We start from the raw sequence: 22,259 nt of genomic DNA, 5'->3' as shown, positions 1-22,259 counted from the left end.
TATGACTCTTCCTTGAAAAGGCACATGAAGTAGATCAAGCGAATATAATATTAAACCTACATATTTGAGCCAACTTATCAAAGAAATTGAGTCAATGATTTTATCAAATTTATATAGATGTATTCATAAAGCTGGCAGTGATTAAAAACCCACTAAGACCAAAGAACCCATGAACAGCTATATCTCCCAAAGTAAATTTATATAAGGTTTTAAAAGGTTCTATTCCATATCCACCCAATTCATAACTATGAGAAAAAATCACTAAAATTGCTAAAAATAAACGCAAAAAAATTAAACTACTGAGAGGGTGACAAGGCAACTCTAAGCTAGATGGGACAAAACTTTGAGAAGATAGTGGAGACAAAAAATAGGGAGCATTTTTGCGGCTCCCTGGAAAAAATATGTTTCCTGAATCTTACCAAAAAACCCTGCGTACCCATCTGAATGAAACCCAGTATCTAACTTTACAGCTTTTGTTGTTATTGCTACAAGTTCATCGTCAGGTCAAACTCTCCGTTTTAGCGAGTGTTTTTCCCCAACCGATTCAATATGGCAGTCGCAAACGCAACATACAACGCTTTTTGAACTTGCCGCAACTCCATGTCAAACTTTTATGGTTTCCCTTGATAAAATATTGGATAAGACAAGTACAAAGGGGACGAAACTTAAATCGAGACCAGCGTCGTCGTCTCCAGAAACTCAAACACCATAAATATGGATATTGGCTCATCGCAATTGACAGAACCCAATGGCAGGGAAGAAATGTATTTATGGTGAGCTTAGTCTGGGGAACTCATGCTCTTCCTTTGTATTGGGAGGTTTTAAAACAGGTAGGAAACAGTAATTTTCACACTCAAAAACGTCTCCTAAAAACAGTGCTGACTTTATTGAAAAACTATCCGGTTTTAGTATTAGGAGACCGAGAATTTCACAGTCCTAAACTGGCTCAATGGCTGGATGAAAGGGGTGTATTCTTCGCTCTGAGGCAGAAAAAAGACCTGCATTTCCAAACAGCATTGAATCAGGAGTATCAAGTTCTAAAAAATCTGGGATTCCAACCGGGAATGTCTAAATTCTATCAGGGAGTGAGGTGCAATAAAGGGGATGGAATTGGACTATTTAATCTGGCTATCTATTGGAAACGAAAATATAATAATCAGGGAGCAAAAGAACCTTGGTATATCTTAACTAACCTCCCAACATTACAACAAGCATTGGCAGTCTATCGTTGTCGTTGGGGTATTGAACAAATGTTCAAGGATTATAAAACAAGTGGCTATAACTTGGAAGATACCAAGGTTAATGACACCCGTTTTTTAGCCTTAGTCTTGTTGATTGCCTTAGCTTATAGTTTGGCGACAATGCAGGGGCAACAAATGAAAAAATTAGGCATAGATATCTATGCTGGACGTATCCAATCACACAAAGACCAGACCCCACGCCAGAGTCACTTTAGCTTTGGACTCTACGGACAACGATGGCGTTATGGGATGGAATTATGGGCTGATTGGGTCTTGAGTCTGATTGCCCTCAAACCCCATAAACGACTCTATTTTCAGCGTGGCTTTTATGCCCTCTCCCTTATGCACCAACCTTTATAGGTAGCTTGTCACCCTCTGAGATTAAACTATTTTTTTGCGAATTAAAAGCTTGTTCAAGCGATATAAATCGTCTTTTTTTCATTTAATAACTTGAATTATTTTTAAATTTCACAGATAGAAAATTATCTTAAAGTCTTTTCTATAACTTGTAAAAAGTGATGCTGTTCTACGTCCCAATTATAAATTTCTTGCCCTAACTTCCAAGCTTGGTCACGAGCTAGTTGCAATTTACTAGGATTTAAAAAATACTCATCCAAAGCAATAGCTATTGCTGTAGGATTATCTATGTCTATCAGTATCGACACCTTTGAAATTTGTGGGTAAATTTCTTCATGAGCAGGTGTTTTACTCATGAGTATGGGTAAACCTGCTAAAAGATATGTAAAAATTTTGTTTGTCAGACAGATAGCTCGATTCAAGGGTTGAGTTAATTCTAAGCATAAGCCCAGGTCGTGAGAGGCGGCTAGGCGCACCATTTCAGATGGAGGTGCAGGCGGAAGCAAGTGGAGGCGATCGCCTACTCCTACCCTTTGGGCTAATTCCGTCAGTTTTTGTGCATATCCAGCAGCCACAAGACCACGCAGATGCAGATGTACAGGAGTCCGCATTTGCCCCATTGCCTGAATAATTGATTCCAGTCCCCTACCAGGGCCTATAGTTTGGGAAAACCAGTAAAGCGAGGGTTGTGAGGTTTGGGGTTCACAGGGTGATGTCGGTGCTTCTGACAGGGGACAGACATTGAGAATTGGCTGCATTTTTACCCCGTAGCGTTCAGCGTAGGCGGCAGCAATTCCTGGTGAAGCAGCAGTTAAGTGATGACATAGGGGTAAAAAAGTGCGTTCAATGCGATCACGCACCGCAATTTCCGCCTGATACTCTGGTGTATCAGGTAACTCACCCACATGAAAGTCCTCAGCATCAAAACCCAATCGCGCCTGGTGATATTGGGCAGCTATGGCAGCTGCGGGGAGTGCTGCTAAATTATGCGCTATGTAAAGGTCGGCAGGTTCAGCCGCCGCCGCTTTAGCAAGTTGAAAACTGACCGTACTATGCGCCCAAATAGCGATCGATATGTGGGGAATCCAGCCAGTCCTTGTCATATAGCGGGCAACATTCTGCCACAGCCTACGCGCTAAATAACTCGGTCTAGCACCTAATCCCACCTGCACCCAAGCCCAAGAAGCTTGGGACAAGATAGTTTGGTCTAAGGGGCGAATCGCTGCCATATAATCTCCAGCAACCACCCTGACTTGAAAGCCAGCTTCATGCAAAGCATTCGCCTCTTTCACTAATCGCGGGTTAGAAGCAACGTGACCAGGACTAACTAGACATATCCGTTGCTGTCTCATAGGGTGTAGCCAGCCGCCTTGAGTCCATCCAACATCTTTTCAATCAAAGTGCGGCGATAATCAGACCATTGCCAACTAGCAGCAGTCTCTAGCGCCGCTTTTCGCATAGCTTTGAGTTCCTGTCGATGGGTTAAACACCAATCCAAAGCCTCAGCTAAAGCATCAGCATCTCCGGCGGGAATAATCAAGCCGTTAACACCATGCTTTACCAAATCAGCCGCACCAGCCCGGTTGGTAGTGATCACTGGTAAACCCTGAGCAAACGCTTCAGTCACAACCATACCAAAGCCATCACATAAAGTCGGGAATACCAGCACATCAGCTTGGCGATAGAGTTCATAAAGCTCAGAACGGGGGACAGTTCCAGAAATTTTGATTTCTTTTGGTAAGTCCTGAACCAAAGAACTGGGTAATTCCAAAGCACCAAACACATCCAGACGGGCTTGAGAATTTGGTTGCAGTTTTTTCCAAGCTTTTAATAAGTAATGAGCGCCTTTGCGAATACTGAAAGTTCCAGCCCAGAAAAATCGCAGAGGCTCTGCTGCGGAGCTACCCTGAGAAACCTCAGTGGTGATGGGCGGCGCGCCATAAGGTACAACTCGAACTTTTTCTACATCCAAACCAGCCGCCGCATAGGAAGCCTTAGTAAATTCGGAATTGGCAATCACAACATCAGCTAAATTCCATTCTTGCCTGCGCCATTGAGTGCGACTCTCTTGAAGAGTCAGAACATATTTCCAGTAAGAAGTATTCAGTTCTGGATAATTTTTAATTTCTTCATTGAGAAGATGAGTGACAAAATCATGTTCTGGCGCAGGTACATCATAAATACAAGCCATGTTATGTTTTTTGGCAGCTTGAAAGGTTTCCACGCAAGCTGTCTCGTAACTATACACAGCTTTAGCACCTGCTAAAGCAGAACGCGCAACCCATTGGTCAAAATTTTTGTTTCCCCAATGGAATACTACATCTGTGAGTCTTTTATCTTTATCTAAGCGACCTACTAACAGACGAAAGACTTCATGCCAAGGATAGTCTTTGACTAAAGATAAAGGAAATTCTGTAACAGAACGGCGTGATAGCTGTTTACTTAAATCAACTTTTAATAACTTTGCTACTGAATTAAGATAATTTAACCATTGAGCATCCGGTTTATAAACAATTGTGGTGGTAAATTGGTTTAAGAGGTTTGTTTCAAACAGCGCTCTACCAACCTGTTGGACAAAAGGAGTAGGAGCAGGATGTGAAAGGGTGACTGATTGAGAATATTTAGTTTCCAGCATATATTTAGATAACTAAATTCATATAGAAATTCTTAAAAAGAATAGGCGAAAAATTGAATTATTTCTTTTAAGCATTAAAAATAATTTTCTGTTTTAATTTCGAGAGTTTCCAACCAAGACCAGCTTTGGCATAACCATATTTGTAAACTTGCTGTTGTACTTTTTTTGCCAATTTCCAGCCTAAAAAACCAGACATTAATTTAAACATTGGCCCACCTGAAGGTGTTAAATCAGAACCACCCCAATTTTGAACCTTGGCTGCTGCTTTATCTTGTAGGTCTGGTACATCAGGATACACCTCATAAATAAAGCGTTGAAAAACAGTAGCACAAGCATGGCGTGTACGCTGACTATCTTCTTTCAGCAATAAATTATTAGTCCCAAGTTCTAGAGCTAAAAAAGCAGATTCCCATGCTTTGCGAGATTTAGAACCACTCAGACTGCTTGTATTTCCCGACCGATAATAAGTTTTGGCTCCTTGACAGAACTTAACTCCTTGACTAGCTAGCAAAATGCGACTGAAATAATCAAAATCGTTGATGAGAGATAACTTTTCATTCCATGACCCTGCTTTTTCGGCAATCTTACGTGGAACTAACCAAGCAGCACCGTGCATCATGTAATGTCCTTCCCAGGCGCAAATTAGCCAGTCAACAGGTGACATATCTCGCCAAAGAGGTTGAGGAATAAATAAAGCTTCTTCCGAAAATTTGTAAAACCTTGCCCATTCTCCCGATGCGACAAACTCAGAATTACTATCACCCAAAAGCTGAATTTGACGCTCAATTTTGTCAGGTGCTAACAAGTCATCAGCATCTAAATATTCAATAAAATCGCCTTGAGCTTCTTGGAAAGCCCGATTTTCTGCTGCACTTTGTCCGGCATTTTCTTGACTAATGACTTTGACCTTAGATGAAGCAAAACTGTTAGCTATTGCTAAGGTGTTATCCTTAGAGCCATCATCTACTAGGATAATTTCGATATTTGACCAAGTTTGGGCTAAGGCTGATTCAATTGTATCTGGCAGCCATTGTTCAACGTTATAGCAAGGAGTTATAATAGAGACTAAAGGATTCATATCACTTAATTTTTAATTAGAATATAATCAAAATTAGAAAACAATTTTGGCATTCCTTGGCGTAGTTGTGGTTTTAAAAATCTAATTAACCACTCGCGTAAACGAATTGCAAAAAAAGGATTAAAAATACATAGAATTGTAAATAAATTACTTATATTCTTGGGCTTTTTATCGTTAATAGATATAGCTAAATTTACACAGGCATCGGCAGTTCCCCAATCTAAATGAGCTGCACAAGATCCAGAAATTGCCCAAAGCCTTTGGGCAATTTCATCAGAGTATTGACCTTTTAAGGATTCAGAAATTTTTCGCATGACATGAAATTGCGCTTTAAGGCATTTAATTTGATTAGCAGAAGACATAGAATTTGCTCGATAGTAATTAATCAATGTAATTGCTGGATCGGATGCAAATTTTAAGCCTGCGATCGCCATCCGACAATGAAATGCTACATCCTCGTTATAAAGAACTAATGGATCAGTGTCATAACCCCCTGCCTGTAGGTATGCTGAACGACGATACAATCCACAAAAAGGATTAATTTGTTCTCGAATTGTGTAGGCGATCGCATCTCGCCTTAATTCAGCATCATCAAACTGACGAATACTAATCAATTCTCCAGTATCATCTCGCCGCCATTCATAGTTGAATAAAACAACATCTGGCGAGTTGTCTAAAACCATCCATTTGCGAGCTTGTTCTACAAAGTTAGGATATAAGGCATCGTCGGCATCATGAAAATGAATCCACTCACAAGTTGTGTGTTCTGCTAAGACATTTTTACCATGAGAACAGCCGCGATTGATCTCTCCTCTAATAACTTTAGCTCCAAAATCAGCAGCAATTTTACCTGTATCATCAGTGCTGCAATCGTCATAAACCCAGATTTCATCAAAGGGAATTGTCTGTGCTAAGGCAGACTCAAGTAATCGTGGGAAGTAAGCTGTGGCATTGTAAGCAGGAATACATAAAGCTAAGGAAGGATAAGTCATAGCTATCAAGTCAGAAATTTTTTCAGACTCCGCTTAACTAGATAATTACTCAACTCGCGCAAAGGTAAACGATCAAGAAATGCTAATGGTTTTTCTAAAGGCTTGGCAGGAGAAACAGCATCAACTAACCAAGAATTAGGACGAGTTGAAAATCTACCATTGTTTATTACTTTTTCATAAATCTCAATTCTCTGTTGGGCGATTTTAGCAGGTGCAAGTTTTGTTTTAACAGTTTCTTGAGCCACCTTGCCAATTTCTTTTCGTTGTGCATCGCTCCAACTCAATAAAGTATCCAAACTGTTTGCTAAACTTTGCGGATCACCAACTTTAAATGTTAGTCCATTGACTCCATCAGTAATCAAATCTGCTGATCCAGCCCCCTGAGAACACAATACAGTCTGTCCTTGAGCCATTCCTTCTACACAGGTGTAGTTAAATACATCCCAAATAGACGGTATAAGTATAAAGTTTGCCATTGCTTGGCGTTGGCGAGTTTCTTCTGGGGAGAAAGTTCCCAATGGCTGAATTTTTTTCCCCCAGATATCAGAATATGTCTGTGTAAGATAGGCAGACATTGAAGTTTTTGAATCCCGATACACTGTATCACGACCGATCCAGTCGATAATAGGGGATTTTGCTCCCAGCAATCTTAAGGCTTCGCAGAGAATTGTAGGGCCTTTCCAGTGCTGAATCCGCCCTACTACTAAACCATGAGCAGATTTTTCTAATGTTTTAATAGCAGGTTGACAAGACAACATGGGAGGAATATAAGTAACATTTCTACCCGTCAGGTGTTGCCAAGTCTTAGCATTAAACTGACTATTAGCTTGTAACTCATCTGCTAATGAGAGCAAATTTAATTCTAATAAACGAATCAAACTACTTTGAAGTTGGCTATCCAATTGAGGGTCATAAAAATCTATTTGACCAATGCTGGCATGAAGTTGCACAACAGTAGGTGGACTATCTTCTGAGACAATCCAAGGAGTAAACAACATACCCCAATCTGTGGTTTCCACTAAATCATAGCCTTCACTTCTGTTTACCTGTTCCCATGCTGTCCATGCAGCCGCAAGATGACGTTGAAATTCTGGAATGGCATTATAGCGATTAAATCTTGCTATATTAGCACTTACTGCTTGAGGGTTGAGAAAGTCTACGGTTAATTTGTCTACTTGATAGCCAGTTATTGCTGGCGATAAAGCACTACCGACTAATATATGGACTTGATGTCCTTGACGAGAAAGTTCTGGTATAAGGTTACTGTAAAAAGTGGCAATTCCACCACCAGAGCAAGGTGGATATTCGGGGATGATGAATAGTAACTTCATGCAATTACCTGTTCCAAGAAAGTATCAAGCTGAGAATTTAAAAGCTCAGGATTTCTTTCTTGCTCAAATGTGTAATAGTAATTTTCTGTTATATTCTGTAATTCAGACACAGGGATAGAAAAAATATAATTAATGGATTTATAAAAATCCGAAAAATCTATATTAATAAAACAATCTTGTAATTTATTACTAAAACTTAAAGGTGCTTTTCCTATAGGAACACATTGGGCATAGGCACATTCACTATATTTCAGAAATTCTAATCCACAACGAGATGGGGAAATGAACATAAATTTAAATTGAGATAAAAACTCAATGTACTTATTTCCAACCACGTTATGTAATAGTTTTTGATTAATATCAGGATAACCAGGATGTTTTAATAAACAAATTTTATTCCAAAGTAAGGGATTCCTTTTGATTTTTTTAAGAAAATCATAACGATAAGGATAAACATTGGGGTCTAGGTTTCCAGAAAAAACTATTTTTTTCTTTCTACTAGAAAGTGAATTTTTTAGTTTATAAGTATCCTTGAAGGCATAAGGAATAAAGACCATTTTTGTATTATCAGTTAAATCATTTATTTCTTTAGTTAATTCCGCAGGTTTATATACACTTAGAAAGAAAACGTTTTGATGATTTTTAATTTCAAATAGAAAACGATAGTAGTGATGATTACGACACCATTCCTCATAAGGATCAACAATTTTTAATAAAAAATTATATTTTTTATTCTGTGATATGTATTCTTGAAGTTTGAAACATTCTAATTCTGAAATACGATTATCAATAATAATAATGCTATTTGAATACAATTGAATGTTATTCAGATAGTCATATTGCCAACCCATTAGTTCTGCATAACCTGGTCCAGCATCATAAGTAATCATGTTAGAATATTTAAAATCTTGTGAAAGAATGATTACTTTATCCATATCTATATCCGATATTTGAATTTTTCATTAATTTGTTTTATGATTTACCAGGTAACTCAGAAACAAATTGTGAATGAATACGCTCTGGGCAAAATTCATGAAGAGCAAATTTTTGTGTTTGCTCAGACATTTTCATCCAAGTTTCTCGTTTTGTAAGCTTGATTATCGTGTTAAAAATATCTGCTTCATCTAGCCGAGTAATGTGTGCAAGCCACTGATTTTTTTTAGCCCAGTTAGATATCGCTGTAGAACAAGGTGACATAATCAGTATTGGCAAACCTAATTTGGAAAACTCAATCAGCTTGCTTGGAAAGCTAGTTGCTGCCCAAGGTTGTTCAATTAGGGAGAAGGAGTAGGATACCAATATACAGCTCGCTTTACCTGATAGAAAATTAATGACATCTTTGTTTTGCTCAAAAGGTTCATGGTATTTTACATTTGGGCATATATCAAGTAACTTAGCTAAAGTAGGATTATTACTAGGAGCAATAATTAAAAGTGTTCCATTTATTTTTTGCAGAGATTGAGCAAGAATGAGAAAATTAGGAAATTGAAATGGATGTAATCTTCCAGCATGAGCGACAACAGGGTGAGACTGGAAATTAATTTTCCATTCAACAAAATTGCAACTGTTTTTTTCTGGAATCGGGTAAAGAGCAGAAATTTTTTTTGTACAGTCAAGATTGTAAACTTGTGCAAGCTCTGGCGAAACTGGCCAAATTCTTGCTGCTTTTCTTAGTACAGCTATAGAGCGTTGCCGAATAAGATAAGCTTCTTTTTCAGATTTTGCCCATAATTCTTCTTGATCATGAATGATGACTGATAGGGGAACATTCCAACTTTGTGACAAATGCAACGCTAATAAAGGATATATATCACAAAGGAATGCCAAAATTACTGAAGGTCGCTCTTTTCCCAAGTATTGCTCACACTCCCATCGCCAGAGAGGTAGGCGCATTTTTACTAGTCCTGGAATTGCTCGCTTAACAGGAGGCCACCACCATTTACGACCAGTTAAAGGAATAATTTGCCACGAATTGGAAAATTTATTAGCACTCTTTAGAGAAGATTCTGGTACTACAATTGATATTTTCCAGCCTTGAAGCTCCAGTTGGCTTAAATGCCTTTTTAAAATAATAGGACTACCAGTTCCCTCCATCGGTGGTAGGAAAGAAACTAAAAGAATATGCTTTTTCATTGTCCTTGCTTATTCATCCTATTTATCATTCACAACCTGTTGGTATAGCTCTATGTATCTTTTGGCTTGTAGTTCTAGGGGGTACTCTAGTAGGGCGATCGCCATAAAGATATAAAAATCATCCTCCTCTTTTAGCCCCTAGCAATTTCTAGAAAGCGGTATCCGAAATTTTTCACATCTTCTTGATTTCTTTCCTGTGCTAAAGTTTCCTCTTCTAAATTCACTCCAAGAGGCAGCATTTCCCACCATTCAGCAATCAAATTGGCTAGTTGCTGTGGCGAGTTTCGCTCAAAAAATATGCTTCCTGGCGGATTTTGCTCTAAGTGAACTGGAAAATCAGAGAGAATCATTTTTTTACCAAGACAACGAGCATCTTCTACTACCGTACTCCAACCTTCAAATAGAGAAGGCTGAATTACAGCTAGGCAATAACGCATAAGTTGAATCTGATCGATTCTGGGTATTAAACCTAGTAAGTAAACCTGATTTGCTAGTCCATAAGTAGAGATAGTTTGTAGTATGGTATCTATGTAATCAGGTTTACGGTAGTCATAAAGATGGCCAGTACAGACAATTACTGGATATATAGAATTGGATTTTAGTATTTTTAAGGCTTCTAATAAAACTAAATGATTTTTATGTTGCCAGAACTGATTGCTAACTAGAAAAAATCGCTCTGGTAGGTGGTACTTTTGTTGTACTGCGATTGCATCCAATTCGTACCAACTAGCAGGTAGAGAAGTCCTGAATTGTAAAACCTCTGTTTGACATTGAGTGTCTGGAAAGAATTTTTTAAAATCTGTTGCTGCTGTTTTACTACTCAACACTACTCTTGGACTCAAGTTAGCTATCTTTGCAAATCCTCTGTCTCGTGTTTCTATATCTGATTGTGTAAATAAATGGGGTAAGTATTTATGTTGAAAGTCGGCAATCCAAGGACATCCCTGATATGGTAAATTTTCGTTTTTAGGAACTAAATAAGGATAAACAAAACTAATTTTATTTGCCTTCAATAAATCTGAAAAACGAGGATCTGATTGTTTAAATAAAGACCGTCTTATTTTCCACCTTAAACGATTAGTCAATGTAAAAGGCTTTAATTCATTGCCTAGATTGTAAGTAATATCTAAATAAGGCTTTAATTGATTTTGAATACTTGGTTCAAAATCTTGATTGTAGAATAAGCATATTTCAAACGTTGAACGCGCTTCATCTGGTAGACTTGATAGTGCCAAGATAATATTCTTGATATACTCACTACCACCTATCCAAGCACGCCCCCCCTGCATCAACAAACCAATTCTTAGAGGTTGATTCATACACCTACCAGTTCAGCACGACACCAGTTGACAAAAGTCTTAATTCCCCGTTCTAGTTCAACAGTGGGAATAAAACCAATGGATTTCAATTTATAAATATCTGCTTGCCAATTCAGAGGATTGCCAAGGGGAACAATTCCATCAAATTGAAGTGTTAAATTTTCTTCTAAAGAATTTAGTACTATTGTAGCCAGTTCAGAAATTTTTACTTCTCTACCTGAGCCTAAATTATATACTTCTCCTTCCATTGGTGCGGATTTAACAACTACACTTAATGCTCTGGCGATATCTAGAGCATGGATGAAATCTCGACTTTCTTCTCCTGTACCTTGTAATAATAGAGAACCTTTGATTATTGCCTTTTGGCAAATATCCCAGACCACCTGACGACGTAAACCAGGACCATAAGCAGAAAATATTCTCATACTAGCAGTTGGTAAACCATACACCTTTGTAAATTCTAAACACATTTGCTCACACATTAGTTTATGAAAGCCATATGGTGAGATAGGAGCAACTGTTTGTGTTTCATTGATGGGTAGTGATTGAGGATTTCCATAGACTGCGGCACTGGAAAGAAAAATGAATTTACAATTGGGAGTATGAAGACGTAGTGAATTAAGGAGTTCAAAGGTAACTACAGAATTTGTATAAAAGTCAGAACCGGGTTCAGAAACAGATAAGCCAACGGAAGCCCGTCCGGCACAATGAATACAAATTGAGGGATAATGTAGCTGTAATATTTCGTGTAAATATAAATCTGGTAATCTCAGGCAGTAGTATTTTGTCAAATTGGCTAAGGGGGCGTTTTCTGGTGGGGAAGTACCAATACCAATAACAGACCATCCTTGCTCGGAGAAATGACGGGCTATGTAGCGGCCAATAAACCCAGTAACACCTGTAATTAGAGCAATCTTATTACTTGCCATTATGGCTTAACTGCTAAAAACGAATATAGACGGCCAGAAGTATTTAATTTTTGTGATACGTACTTACCATAAAAATATTGAACTGGTTTTAATGCGCTTAAATAGTTAGCCAATGGCTGTCCAAAACGGATTGCTAAAGAATTTTTCAGTTGGTTTTGATATTGACTTTGAGTCATGGGTGCATAGTTAATAACAGTTTCTAATGGAGCAAACGAGCTAATCATTTGCAAGCCGACTGAACAAATAGCCGTCGTATACTCTTCTAGAAGATAAGCGTTTTCTCCACCATAAAAACGATGAAGCGGATGGGAGTCTAAAAACTGTTGCAAGTCTTCCTTGCAGGAAATGATATGCTCACGAGTAGCGATAAAATAACCACCAGGTTTTAATACTCTTTTTGCTTCTCCACATAATTGCTTTAAGTCCTGTGCATGATGTAAAACGGCTCTACCATAGACAATATCAAAATAATTATCAGTAAATGGTAATTTCTCTCCCCAATCCTGAACGACTTGAATAGGCAAACCTGTACTTTTAGATAAATTGCGAATTGCTTCAGCACCCACTAAATCACTCGGATCAGGTTCTAATGCTGTAACAGAACAACCTCTTTTGGCAAAGGCATAACTGGAAATTCCTCTCCCTGCTCCTATATCTAAAACTTTACCTGGAATTTTTGGCTTTAAGAGTTGATATAAGGCAGCCCATTCTTCACTTTGACTAAAGCGTTCAGCAGCAGATTCTAGAGGATCATCGTAATAACACTGTTGAACTAGTTCGCGTTGTTCAGGCTGATTTCTTAACCATTGAACCGCTTCTTCCCAAGTTAGCATTTTATCGCTCATCTTCTGGAATTTCTCTAATGATTCGTGCGGGATTGCCAGCGACAATTGTCCACGGTGGAACATCTTTTGTTACTACTGAACCTGCTCCAACTACCGCACCTTCACCAATTGTTACACCTTTTAATATCGTAGAATTTACACCTATCCATACAGAATTGTTTATGGAAACAGGTGCATTTGGTATATCTCTATAAACATCTGGAAAAATACCTTTTGAAAAATTAATAGCATCCTCTAAACGACGTTTGGGGGATATAGGATGCAAATCACTATCCATTATAAACACATGGTCTGCAATCCAGCATCCTTTACCAATATATACATTAGTTGTACAAAATATTCTAGAATTGCCTATAAATGTGTTATCATCAATCAACAATTTACCTTGTTTATAAACTTCTAAAGTACCGTCTATCATTACTCCATTACCTAAAATAATGGCTTCTGGATTGCAGGGATGATTGTAAACTTTTACATTGGATGTTAGAGTGCAAGCATCACCTGTTTTAATACATAAATTTCTACTGCTTCTAACAGTACCTCTATCTAATTTGTTTGCTATTTTCCTTAGAATATAGGCAATGTATTTCATCAAAATTATTAACCCCAACATTTAAATGCTGTGAATTTCGCGTTTACTTAGCTTTATTTAATATATTTTTTCTATTGAAAGAATTAAAGATTTTAAATCACAGAAAATCACAAATAATAACATAAGCATAATCCATACCAAGTATTACTCTGTAAGTTCGTGTTGCATTCTATCGGCATACTGATATGTGATCTTCTCGCCAGTTCAAATCTAAAAACACCACTCCAAAGGCTGAACCCTTATATAAACTCATATCACTTCCTGTTTCTTCTATTTCAAAACTAATTGAGGATTGATAGTGTGACAAAACCTCAACCTTTGGTACGTGTGCGCCAATATCAATAGTATAAGTATCAGGTACAAGAAAGTTAGCCGGTAACTCAATTTCTGCAATATAGTTACCTGGACTGACTTCAATTTTTAATGATGAAGAACGATTGATACTAAAAATCGGTATACCGCTAGAATTGTAAACTCTAATAGTTATTTCTAAATTTTTAGCAGGCTTTATCGAACAATATTCTAAACAAATTTTAATTGCTTCTTTGACATCAAATACAGAAGTAATTTTATTGTTTGAATTGAGTAATGATATCCGTTTAAAGTAAAAACGCGGATCTTGGTTTTGGGCTGTTAAGGTTATATCTCCTGATAGTTCAGATCCATGAATTAAATATTTACTAGTTATCCAATCTGAATTTCCTTCTTGGTGTACTTGACCATTGAGCAACCATATAGCACGTTGACAGAGTGTTGTGACTGTCGCCATTTGATGGCTCACAAACAAAACGGTACGTCCTTCTTTTCCTACTTCCTCCATCTTTCCTAGACATTTCTTTTGAAATTGAGCGTCACCTACTGCTAACACTTCATCTACAATCAATATCTCCGGTTCTAGATGCGCCGCTACCGCAAACGCCAACCGCACATACATTCCTGATGAATATCGTTTGACTGGGGTATCTAAAAATTTTTCAACCTCTGCAAAAGCTACAATTTCATCAAACTTGCGTTTAATCTCTACCTTACTCATCCCCAGAATTGCGCCATTGAGGTAGATATTTTCTCTTCCAGTCAACTCTGGGTGAAAGCCTGTACCTACCTCCAACAAACTAGCAACTCTGCCTTTAATTTTGATGTTTCCTTGAGTGGGTTCAGTAATACGGCTGAGAATTTTTAAAAGTGTAGATTTCCCTGCCCCGTTGCGGCCAATAATTCCAACTCTGTCACCTTGCTTAATCTCAAATGAGACATCTTTTAAAGCCCAAAACTCTTCTTGATAATTTGCAGGTTTAAATTTTTGATTTCGTAATGACTTAAATAAACCTTTAGCACCATTAGCTATCACATCCCTTAGTGCGGTGTATTTTTCCTGGGTTTGATGCCCAATAATATATTTTTTACCTAGATTTTCTACCCGAATTACAGTGTCAGACATAAGGTTTTTAGATATCAGTTAATATATATTAGTTTGTTAATAAATTAGGATTTTAATTGATTGCACACCTATCACAAAACTTATCGGTGCGAATCCTAAAATGACTCTAAAGTATCTGGGTCTACACCGATCGCTCGCAATCTTTGAGCCAATCTTTCCGCCCGTTGCCGTTCTTGTTCAGCACGTTGCCTTTCTTGTTCGGCTCGTTCCTCGAAAGTGGGAATCCAGTTACCTGCAACATCATACCAACGCAGCCATAAACCTTCTGTTTCTTGATACTGTCCCTGCCAAACCCCCAAACCTAACTGTAATTCCTCAAACCAAAATTTCGGCTCGGCAATTGCTACTGCTTGATATCGCATTCCTGTTAATTCAAACACCCGCAACAAATTTTGGTAGCGGTCAAACACAACGTAATAAGGAATGCGTAAATTCTGTTCATACACTTGCCATTTTGTCGGGGGTTTATTGGCATCCCTTAATGTTTGCCCTAAATCTTCTGCTTCTGTACCTGGTGAGAGTAACTCTACTACTAAAAATGGTGCAACTGCTTCTTGCCAAACAACGTAGCTAAGACGCATTTCTTGTTGTTGTTGAGCGCGAGATACACCCAATACTAAAAACCAATCTGGTCTTTTATGCCATAAGCGATTGCGAGCATCGTAATATAAATTTAAGTCTGTACCAATGAACATTTCCCCAGTGGGATAAGTTGGTGGTTGGCAGGTTTCCCGCAAAAGTTGGGGTTGAAAGTCGTGAAATTCGTCGGGCAAACCAGGCTCCTCTGGGTCTTCGCTGGGAAGGTCGTACATTGTCGGTAGGACTTCACTGGGGGGAAGAGGTGGGTCAGTTTGGTACATACCAGTTTTGATTGCCAGAATTATCTACTTTATTGTAGGTGAAGGCTGGAGAGTCCAGACAGTTATCTTTAAAATTAGATCACATCTGCAAATGTTCGTTCCATTTTGCGGAAGTACCAAATCCCACTAACAAATAATAGAAATACTAAACCCAAAGATAGCAAAAATCCAGGTAAATACAAGTTCGATTCTCCCCCTAAAATCGCCCAACGAAAACCATCAATTACACCAACAATTGGATTTAAGGAGTATAAAAACCGCCACTGTTCAGGAACTATGGTACTACTAAATCCTACTGGTGATATGTATAATCCAAATTGCACAATAAATGGGACGATATAACGAAAATCTCTATATTTAACATTTAAAGAAGCCAGCCATAATCCTGCACCCATTGAAGCGGCAAAGGCAATGGCAATAAAAAATGGTAAGGTGATAATCCTCCAAGTTGGAATGTAGTTATACCAAGCCATTAATCCTAGTAAGATTATCCCCGAAATCATGAAGTCTACAAAGCTAACTACCACTGCACTGGTAGGGACAATTAGGCGAGGAAAATATACTTTGGAAATTAAATTGGCATTACCTATCAAACTATTGCTGCACTCGGAAAGAGAATTAGCAAAAAATTGCCAAGGCAACATTGCTGAAAATACTAAAATCGGATAAGGCGCACCCTGGGAAGGTAATTGTGCTAACTTTCCAAACACGACTGAAAACACTACCATCGTTAGAAAGGGGCGAATTAATGCCCAAGCAATCCCGATCGCAGTTTGTTTATACCTTACCAAAATGTCACGCCAGGCGAGAAAATAGAATAATTCTCGATAACGCCAGATATCTTTCCAATACTGCTGCTCGGTGCGCCCAGCTTCAATCACCAACTCTGATTTAGAGCTAATATTTGTACTACTCATAGGTTATTGATTGAAGATTAATATTTTAAAATAGCTTTATCGGCTTAGGTTACAAACTGGAAACCGTTAAGACCTTGATAGGAAAGATCCCTAGCACTGCGGCGGGTAAATTCACTCACAGAAGGGTTTCCCTCGGAGTGAATTACTCCTGTTGCTTGTTGCCATAGTTCTGGCGGTGCTAAGGAAATGTCATAAGTACGCTCATCAGATTTACGAACGTAATACCATTTAGTCTGTTGACACTGTTCACACCAAAAAGCTTCTAGCCATTCTCCTTCTATGAGAACTGCTGTTTGATTCGCTACTAACATCAAGGCACTCCGTCGGCTCATACCTCGTTGTTGTAGTTGACTGGCTTGGTCAGCAAAGATTCTATATTTCTGGCTGACGCTATCAAGATAGCAGCCATGAATCGGACAGTAAATCGCTCTGCGTTTTGAACGTTTCCGATTTCGGTCACACCTTCTCTGCAATTCCACCTCCTGTTATAGATAACTATGATCAAGGAAGGCTAGTTTGGAGGGACTGAGATCAATAAGACCATCGAAGCCCAACTCCTCAAAAAGACCAACTAAATATTCAATTACGATGATGAGTCTATCTCTTTCTGTTACTTAATATGTAAATTTCAGTCAGAGATTTTACACGCTTTCCAGAACTGATAGTTGAAATCTATGTGTTTCAATTAAGCTCTGAACTTCGTATTTGTCTCATGTGAATTTTATACCATGTAGTTGAACATTTGTGTCTGTATTTATTTGATGTTTCTGGTAAATTACCAAACTTTAATAACCACAATATGATTACTTTACATTACCTTCAGATACTTTCATGACTTGCTCTGATGATACTGCCTGTTGCAACACACGTAAGTATTGTTGAGAGATGACTTTTGGGGTAAAGTGCGATCGCAAATATTGTCGGCCTGCTTTACCCATGCGTTCACCTATTTGGGGATCACGTCTGAGAAAGCGAATAAATTGTGCTAACCCTTCCCCATCTCCATTGTCAAATGTGCTACCGCAATTAGCATCAGCTACTAGTTCTTTGAGATATGAAGACTGGGAGCAAATCACCGCAATTGGTCGCCCAGATGCTAAGGCTGAGTAAAATTTACTAGGGGCTACTAAACCCTCTGTCGTTGTATCTACGCTCACTAATGATAAGTCACAAGCTGTTAAGGAATAGGGCAGTACCTCCTTATCTTGATAAGGTAAGAAGGTGAAATTGTTCAAACCTAATTGATTTACCTTATTGATTAATTCCTTGCGTTTAGCCCCGCCACCAATGCAGACAAACTGAATTGGCTCATCCTGCAATTGCTTTGCAGCTTCTAACATTGTTTCAATATCATGGCAGCGACCCATATTTCCAGAGTACAGTACGGTAAATTTATTGACTAAACCATACTCATGAGCAAACCAGTTTTCTTCCTTGGGAATTGGTACAATTGCATCTGGGTTAGCCCAGCTATGTATCACCGACACCTTATCAGCAACTTCAGGACAGTGAGTTACTATGCGTTCCTTCATCGCTGGACTCAGTACGACAACCCCTTGAGAATTTAACCAAACTCGCTTGTTAACTTCATGCCATAAGCGCGCTAGCCAACTGCTTTGGGAAACTACCCCAAGAGCGATCGCAATATCTGGATAAAGATCATAAACTATGCAGACATAAGGTAATCGAAACAATAAATATGCTAAATATCCTATAACTGGTAAAAATGGAGGGGCTGTAGTGACTAATAATATATTGTTACGCCGCCACGCTCTAAACATATGCAGTAAAGCCCGTAATGTGTAGAGGACACCATTAACAGCTTTACCACGAATCCTTCCTGGCCACATTTGAGCAGTACGGGATCTCTGTATTCTGATTCTGTCTACCCACTCAAGTCCTTGCGCTGTCTGAGATTGAAACGCATAGCCAGGTTGGCTAGTGAACACCTCAATATTGACTCCTTGTTGCCCCAACTGTTTAACTAGTTCCTCAATCAACTGTCCTGTCGGAGCATAATCTGGAGGGAAAAACTGATTAACAACACATAATTTAATGAATTTGGGTGTTTTTACAGGAGTTGTATATTGATTTTCTATAGGTATAGAAATGGATTGTACAATTTTTTTATTAATCCATTCATTTAGTCTCATCGGCTGTGTCCTATGTGACAAACTACAATTTCTTTTGAACACACTACCGAACTGCTCAAGCCATTAATGGATGTTACTCTTCTCCCTTGAGTCGCTTCTTATAAATTTAGTTATAATTGCTGAAGCTAATAGCTTTACTAAGATACCAGTAATAGCACTTTAATAGTGCTTGTATCGCTGATGTTGTTTCAGCTATTGTATCTAGCTCAATAATTCCAGTTTTTACTTTTTAGGGAACACAAGTAATAAACAAAAAAGCAAAATCATGAAAAATCACTAGATGGAAGAAGACATTTTGCCTTAAAGTCGCATATCTAACACTTTTAAGGCAACCTCTAGAGAACTTTTTAGGGATTGGCAATGCAAATTTTTACGAAGGTGATTATCTGTGAAAATTTGCTTTTTGGGTTACTAGCTATTTAGATGCAAAAGATTCAATATTCGAGAGTGCAGTAAGTCAACTCTAATCTACAAGCCGAAAGTCTTTTAGTTATGATGATCACCTTTTTATGAATCTGTTGCTTCTACTGGGAGTCTGATTCTTACCGTAATTATTTTTTGGGAATATAGTGACTATTGTATCTCCGAAATTTTTCAGTATTACTTAAGTGTGACTACGAGATACAAGATACCATGTTTTAAAGTTGACTGGTATTCTTCATCTAAACTTTATTTTCATCTAAACTTTTTCAAACCCTTCTTCATAAAAAAATAGTTTTAATTAGTATGAAACTTTCTCGGTTGAAACTGGTGAGTGGTAAGTGGTGAATTAAAATACTAATCGCTCTCTCATCCTTGGCGATGCAATGCTCTTGATCATGGCTTGCCAGCTAAACATTCTAGTAATTTATACTTAATTAAAGTAGCTGACGGGGTGAACGATAAGTAGAATAATGAAATCTTTATAATACAAGAGTGTTATATAAATTAATATTTGTGTAGTAGATGGGGTTGATTTCAAGTTGCAAAGTTTACAACAATAAACTGTATATTAAATCACTTTTCGTATCTTGAAATTATTGTCTTTGTTTATAGGTAATAAAAACTCATCATTGGTATATGTAAATCTTATGTGCAAGAGACTAGAGCAAACTTATTACAAATAATTAAACAAACAATTAAAACATAATGAGTAACCAACCTTACAAAGCAGTCAACTCTGAACAAAATGGGGCATCTCAACCTTTATTACCTCAACCTCAACCAGTTCCCGTTCCTTGGAGTGAGGAAGAACAAGAGAATTTTAGTATCAGGGATTGGCTAAACGTAGTCAAGAGGCGATCGCTAGTTATCGTCGGTGTATCCGTAACTGTGATGGTAGCTGTGTCTATCAATGTTCTGCTCAGTAAACCAAAAATAGAATATGAAAGCAATTTTTTCATGTTGGCCGAACCAGTTAGTAATGATAGCGATGTAGTAACTATTGTTCAAGAGAAAAATTCAAACAACTCACAACTAGATTACGATAGCCAAATTCTAGTCCTAAAAAGTCCTGAAGTGATGCGAAATACACTCCAGAAATTGAGAATTTCTTATCCAGATATCTCCTATCCGTCCCTCATTCAATCTCTAACTATTAATCGGGTAGGAGAAACTAAAATTATAGAGACAAAGTATCGCAGCAACGATCCCAATGAAGTAACAAAAGTATTAGAGTTACTGTCGAAAGACTATTTAGAATATAGTCAAGAAAGACGGCAGACTAAATTGCGTCAAGGAATTAAATTTATTAATGATCAATTACCATCTATTCAAAACCGAGTTGATCAAATCCAGCAAGAACTGCAATTTTTCCGCCAAAGATATAATTTTAATGATCCAGAAAGCTACGGAACTTCATTGGATAGCCAAGCCAGTTCTTTAGCTAGCAACAAGCAAAATATTGATTTACAGTTAACTCAACTGCGTGATCAATTAAGTCTGCTACAGACAGAAAAAGGTAGAAAAACTGTACTTAATGATGCTTCTTTGTATCAACAACTCTTAAGTCAAGTCACACAATTAGATACTTTAATCGCTACAGAATCAACACTGTTGCAGGAAGAAAACCCCAGGTTGAAAACTTTGAAGGAAAAAAGAGATAGTTTGTTGCCAGTATTGTTGCAAGAAGAAAAGCGTTTTTTGAATGTAAGAGCAGCACAGTTAAATACTCAGATTCAAGCTTTAGAAGTACAAGGGCAAGAAGTTACCCAAATAGCACGGCAACTAGAACAACAGCGTAAGCAAGTACCAATTTTAATCCGCAGGTATACAGAAATTCAGCGTAAATTACAATTTGCTAATGAAAGTCTGAATCGTTTTTTATCAACCCGCGAAACTTTGCAAATTCAAATATCGCAAACAGAGTTGGGTTGGCAGTTAGTTCAACCACCTAGTCAGCCAAAGTTGGTTGCTGGTGCTAACAGATTACGTAATTTAATTATAGGATTATTTGGCAGTATCGCGGCTGGTTTAGGAGTAGCTATTTTACTGGAGAAAACAGACAACACTTATCATAGTGTACTGAAGCTGAAAAAGAAAGTAAACTTCCCCTTATTAGGGAATGTTCCTTTTGATAACGAAGTCAAAGCCATTCAATCTCGTACTACCAAATCAAAGTTTCCTCAGCTTAAAATATTCAGATCCTCACTAGAAGATAGTGGAGATACTGAAGATGCAAATGTAGCGATCGCACAAGAATATAGCAGTTATTCCAACGATTTTTTAGATGCGTTAAGATTCCTTTATACCAATATTCAACAAATTAAACCTAATGCCCAAGTGCGTTCTTTAGTCATTAGTTCAGTCATGGCTGGTGATGGCAAATCAATCGTCGCCTTTTATCTAGCGCAAACAGCTACAGCAATGGGATTTCGGGTACTACTGGTAGATGCCAATCTTCGCCAACCCATGATTCACAACCTAGCAAATTTAAAAAATCTATGGGGATTAAGTAGTCTACTATCAACAAATTTACCAGTCAGTGAAGTTATTCAGAAACTACCCTCTATGGAGCAATTATCTTTAATCACTGCGGGGCCAGCACCAGATGATCCGATCAAGTTACTTGCTTCTGATAAAATGAGGCAACTAATGACAGACTTCCAGAATGATTATGATTTAGTAATTTATGATGCTCCCCATTTCTTTGGATTATCTGATGTTAGTGTCATATCACCCCATACAGATGGGGTATTGGTGGTGGTGAGGATAAGTAAAACAGATGCCTCTGTAATTGAGCAAGCCTTAGATTATTTAAGAATTTTACCGTTGAATATTTTGGGTGTAGTTAGTAATAGTTAAGCAATTTAAAAATAATATCAGTTTGTAGTAAGGACTTTAGTCCTTTTTTGTTCGCGGAGCGTTTCGCAGAGAGAACTAAAGTTCTCACGAAAAACCTTGAATTATTTTCCTGTTCTACTTATATCAGCTATCAATTATCAGTCCTGACGCTGTAGGG

At 37.9% G+C, this 22,259-nt stretch carries 18 protein-coding genes; 2 read left to right on the top strand and 16 right to left on the bottom strand.

Annotated elements, in window-relative coordinates; all coding sequences use genetic code 11:
- Positions 1–401 precede the first annotated feature (401 nt).
- The gene (locus tag CV014_RS13315; protein WP_236141326.1) at positions 402–1,601 is read left to right on the top strand and encodes an IS4 family transposase; all 1,200 of its coding nucleotides are present in this window, start codon (positions 402–404) and stop codon (positions 1,599–1,601) included.
- 122 nt (positions 1,602–1,723) lie between these two features.
- On the opposite strand, the gene CV014_RS13310 is transcribed toward CV014_RS13315, so the two are convergent.
- The 16 genes from CV014_RS13310 to CV014_RS13235 all read right to left on the bottom strand — a co-directional run bounded on the left by CV014_RS13310 (position 1,724) and on the right by CV014_RS13235 (position 18,820).
- Positions 1,724–2,950 (bottom strand): glycosyltransferase, encoded by a 1,227-nt coding sequence (locus CV014_RS13310; RefSeq protein ID WP_236142471.1) that lies wholly within the window; start codon positions 2,948–2,950, stop codon positions 1,724–1,726.
- Positions 2,947–4,233, bottom strand: coding sequence for a glycosyltransferase family 4 protein (locus CV014_RS13305; RefSeq protein WP_236142470.1), 1,287 nt, complete (start codon positions 4,231–4,233; stop codon positions 2,947–2,949). Before CV014_RS13305 ends, CV014_RS13310 begins: the two co-directional genes overlap by 4 nt.
- Before the next feature lie 67 nt (positions 4,234–4,300).
- On the bottom strand, positions 4,301–5,311 hold the full coding sequence (locus tag CV014_RS13300) for a glycosyltransferase family 2 protein (protein ID WP_236142469.1): 1,011 nt from the start codon (positions 5,309–5,311) through the stop codon (positions 4,301–4,303).
- Between the two features lie 5 nt (positions 5,312–5,316).
- Positions 5,317–6,303, bottom strand: a complete 987-nt coding sequence (locus tag CV014_RS13295; RefSeq protein ID WP_236142468.1) for a glycosyltransferase family 2 protein — start codon at positions 6,301–6,303, stop codon at positions 5,317–5,319.
- A gap of 5 nt (positions 6,304–6,308) precedes the next feature.
- On the bottom strand, positions 6,309–7,634 hold the full coding sequence (locus tag CV014_RS13290; RefSeq protein ID WP_236142467.1) for a glycosyltransferase family 4 protein: 1,326 nt from the start codon (positions 7,632–7,634) through the stop codon (positions 6,309–6,311).
- Positions 7,631–8,569 (bottom strand): hypothetical protein, encoded by a 939-nt coding sequence (locus tag CV014_RS13285; protein WP_236142466.1) that lies wholly within the window; start codon positions 8,567–8,569, stop codon positions 7,631–7,633. The genes CV014_RS13290 and CV014_RS13285 overlap by 4 nt, the downstream gene beginning before the upstream one ends.
- A 37-nt stretch (positions 8,570–8,606) precedes the next feature.
- Entirely contained in the window at positions 8,607–9,767 is a 1,161-nt protein-coding gene (locus CV014_RS13280; RefSeq protein ID WP_236142465.1) for a hypothetical protein, read from the bottom strand.
- A gap of 131 nt (positions 9,768–9,898) precedes the next feature.
- The gene (locus CV014_RS13275; protein WP_236142464.1) at positions 9,899–11,086 is read right to left on the bottom strand and encodes a glycosyltransferase; all 1,188 of its coding nucleotides are present in this window, start codon (positions 11,084–11,086) and stop codon (positions 9,899–9,901) included.
- Positions 11,083–12,015, bottom strand: a complete 933-nt coding sequence (locus tag CV014_RS13270; RefSeq protein ID WP_236142463.1) for an NAD-dependent epimerase/dehydratase family protein — start codon at positions 12,013–12,015, stop codon at positions 11,083–11,085. Before CV014_RS13270 ends, CV014_RS13275 begins: the two co-directional genes overlap by 4 nt.
- Complete coding sequence (locus CV014_RS13265) at positions 12,015–12,848, bottom strand: class I SAM-dependent methyltransferase (RefSeq protein ID WP_236142462.1); 834 nt, start codon at positions 12,846–12,848, stop codon at positions 12,015–12,017. Before CV014_RS13265 ends, CV014_RS13270 begins: the two co-directional genes overlap by 1 nt.
- Before the next feature lies 1 nt (position 12,849).
- Positions 12,850–13,137 carry an acyltransferase gene (locus CV014_RS30625; protein ID WP_442946910.1) on the bottom strand — a complete coding sequence of 96 codons (288 nt, stop codon included), beginning with the start codon at positions 13,135–13,137 and terminating at the stop codon, positions 12,850–12,852.
- Positions 13,138–13,621: 484 nt separating this feature from the next.
- Positions 13,622–14,890: an ABC transporter ATP-binding protein gene (locus CV014_RS13255; RefSeq protein ID WP_236142461.1), complete on the bottom strand. Its 1,269-nt coding sequence runs from the start codon at positions 14,888–14,890 to the stop codon at positions 13,622–13,624.
- Positions 14,891–14,985: 95 nt separating this feature from the next.
- On the bottom strand, positions 14,986–15,750 hold the full coding sequence (locus tag CV014_RS13250) for a Uma2 family endonuclease (protein ID WP_236142460.1): 765 nt from the start codon (positions 15,748–15,750) through the stop codon (positions 14,986–14,988).
- A 74-nt stretch (positions 15,751–15,824) separates the two neighbouring features.
- Positions 15,825–16,667, bottom strand: coding sequence for an ABC transporter permease (locus CV014_RS13245; RefSeq protein WP_236142459.1), 843 nt, complete (start codon positions 16,665–16,667; stop codon positions 15,825–15,827).
- Positions 16,668–16,711: 44 nt separating this feature from the next.
- Positions 16,712–17,140 (bottom strand): hypothetical protein, encoded by a 429-nt coding sequence (locus CV014_RS13240; RefSeq protein WP_236142458.1) that lies wholly within the window; start codon positions 17,138–17,140, stop codon positions 16,712–16,714.
- A 330-nt stretch (positions 17,141–17,470) separates the two neighbouring features.
- A complete protein-coding gene (locus CV014_RS13235) occupies positions 17,471–18,820 on the bottom strand; it encodes a glycosyltransferase family 4 protein (protein WP_236142457.1) in 1,350 nt (449 codons plus the stop codon).
- A gap of 1,128 nt (positions 18,821–19,948) precedes the next feature.
- Between CV014_RS13235 and CV014_RS13230 the strand changes: the two genes are divergently transcribed.
- Positions 19,949–22,102, top strand: coding sequence for a GumC family protein (locus CV014_RS13230; protein ID WP_236142456.1), 2,154 nt, complete (start codon positions 19,949–19,951; stop codon positions 22,100–22,102).
- Positions 22,103–22,259: the final 157 nt, after the last annotated feature.

Source organism: Nostoc sp. CMAA1605 (genome assembly GCF_021596505.1).
Lineage (GTDB): Bacteria > Cyanobacteriota > Cyanobacteriia > Cyanobacteriales > Nostocaceae > Trichormus.
This window is presented reverse-complemented; position numbering and strand designations above follow the sequence as displayed.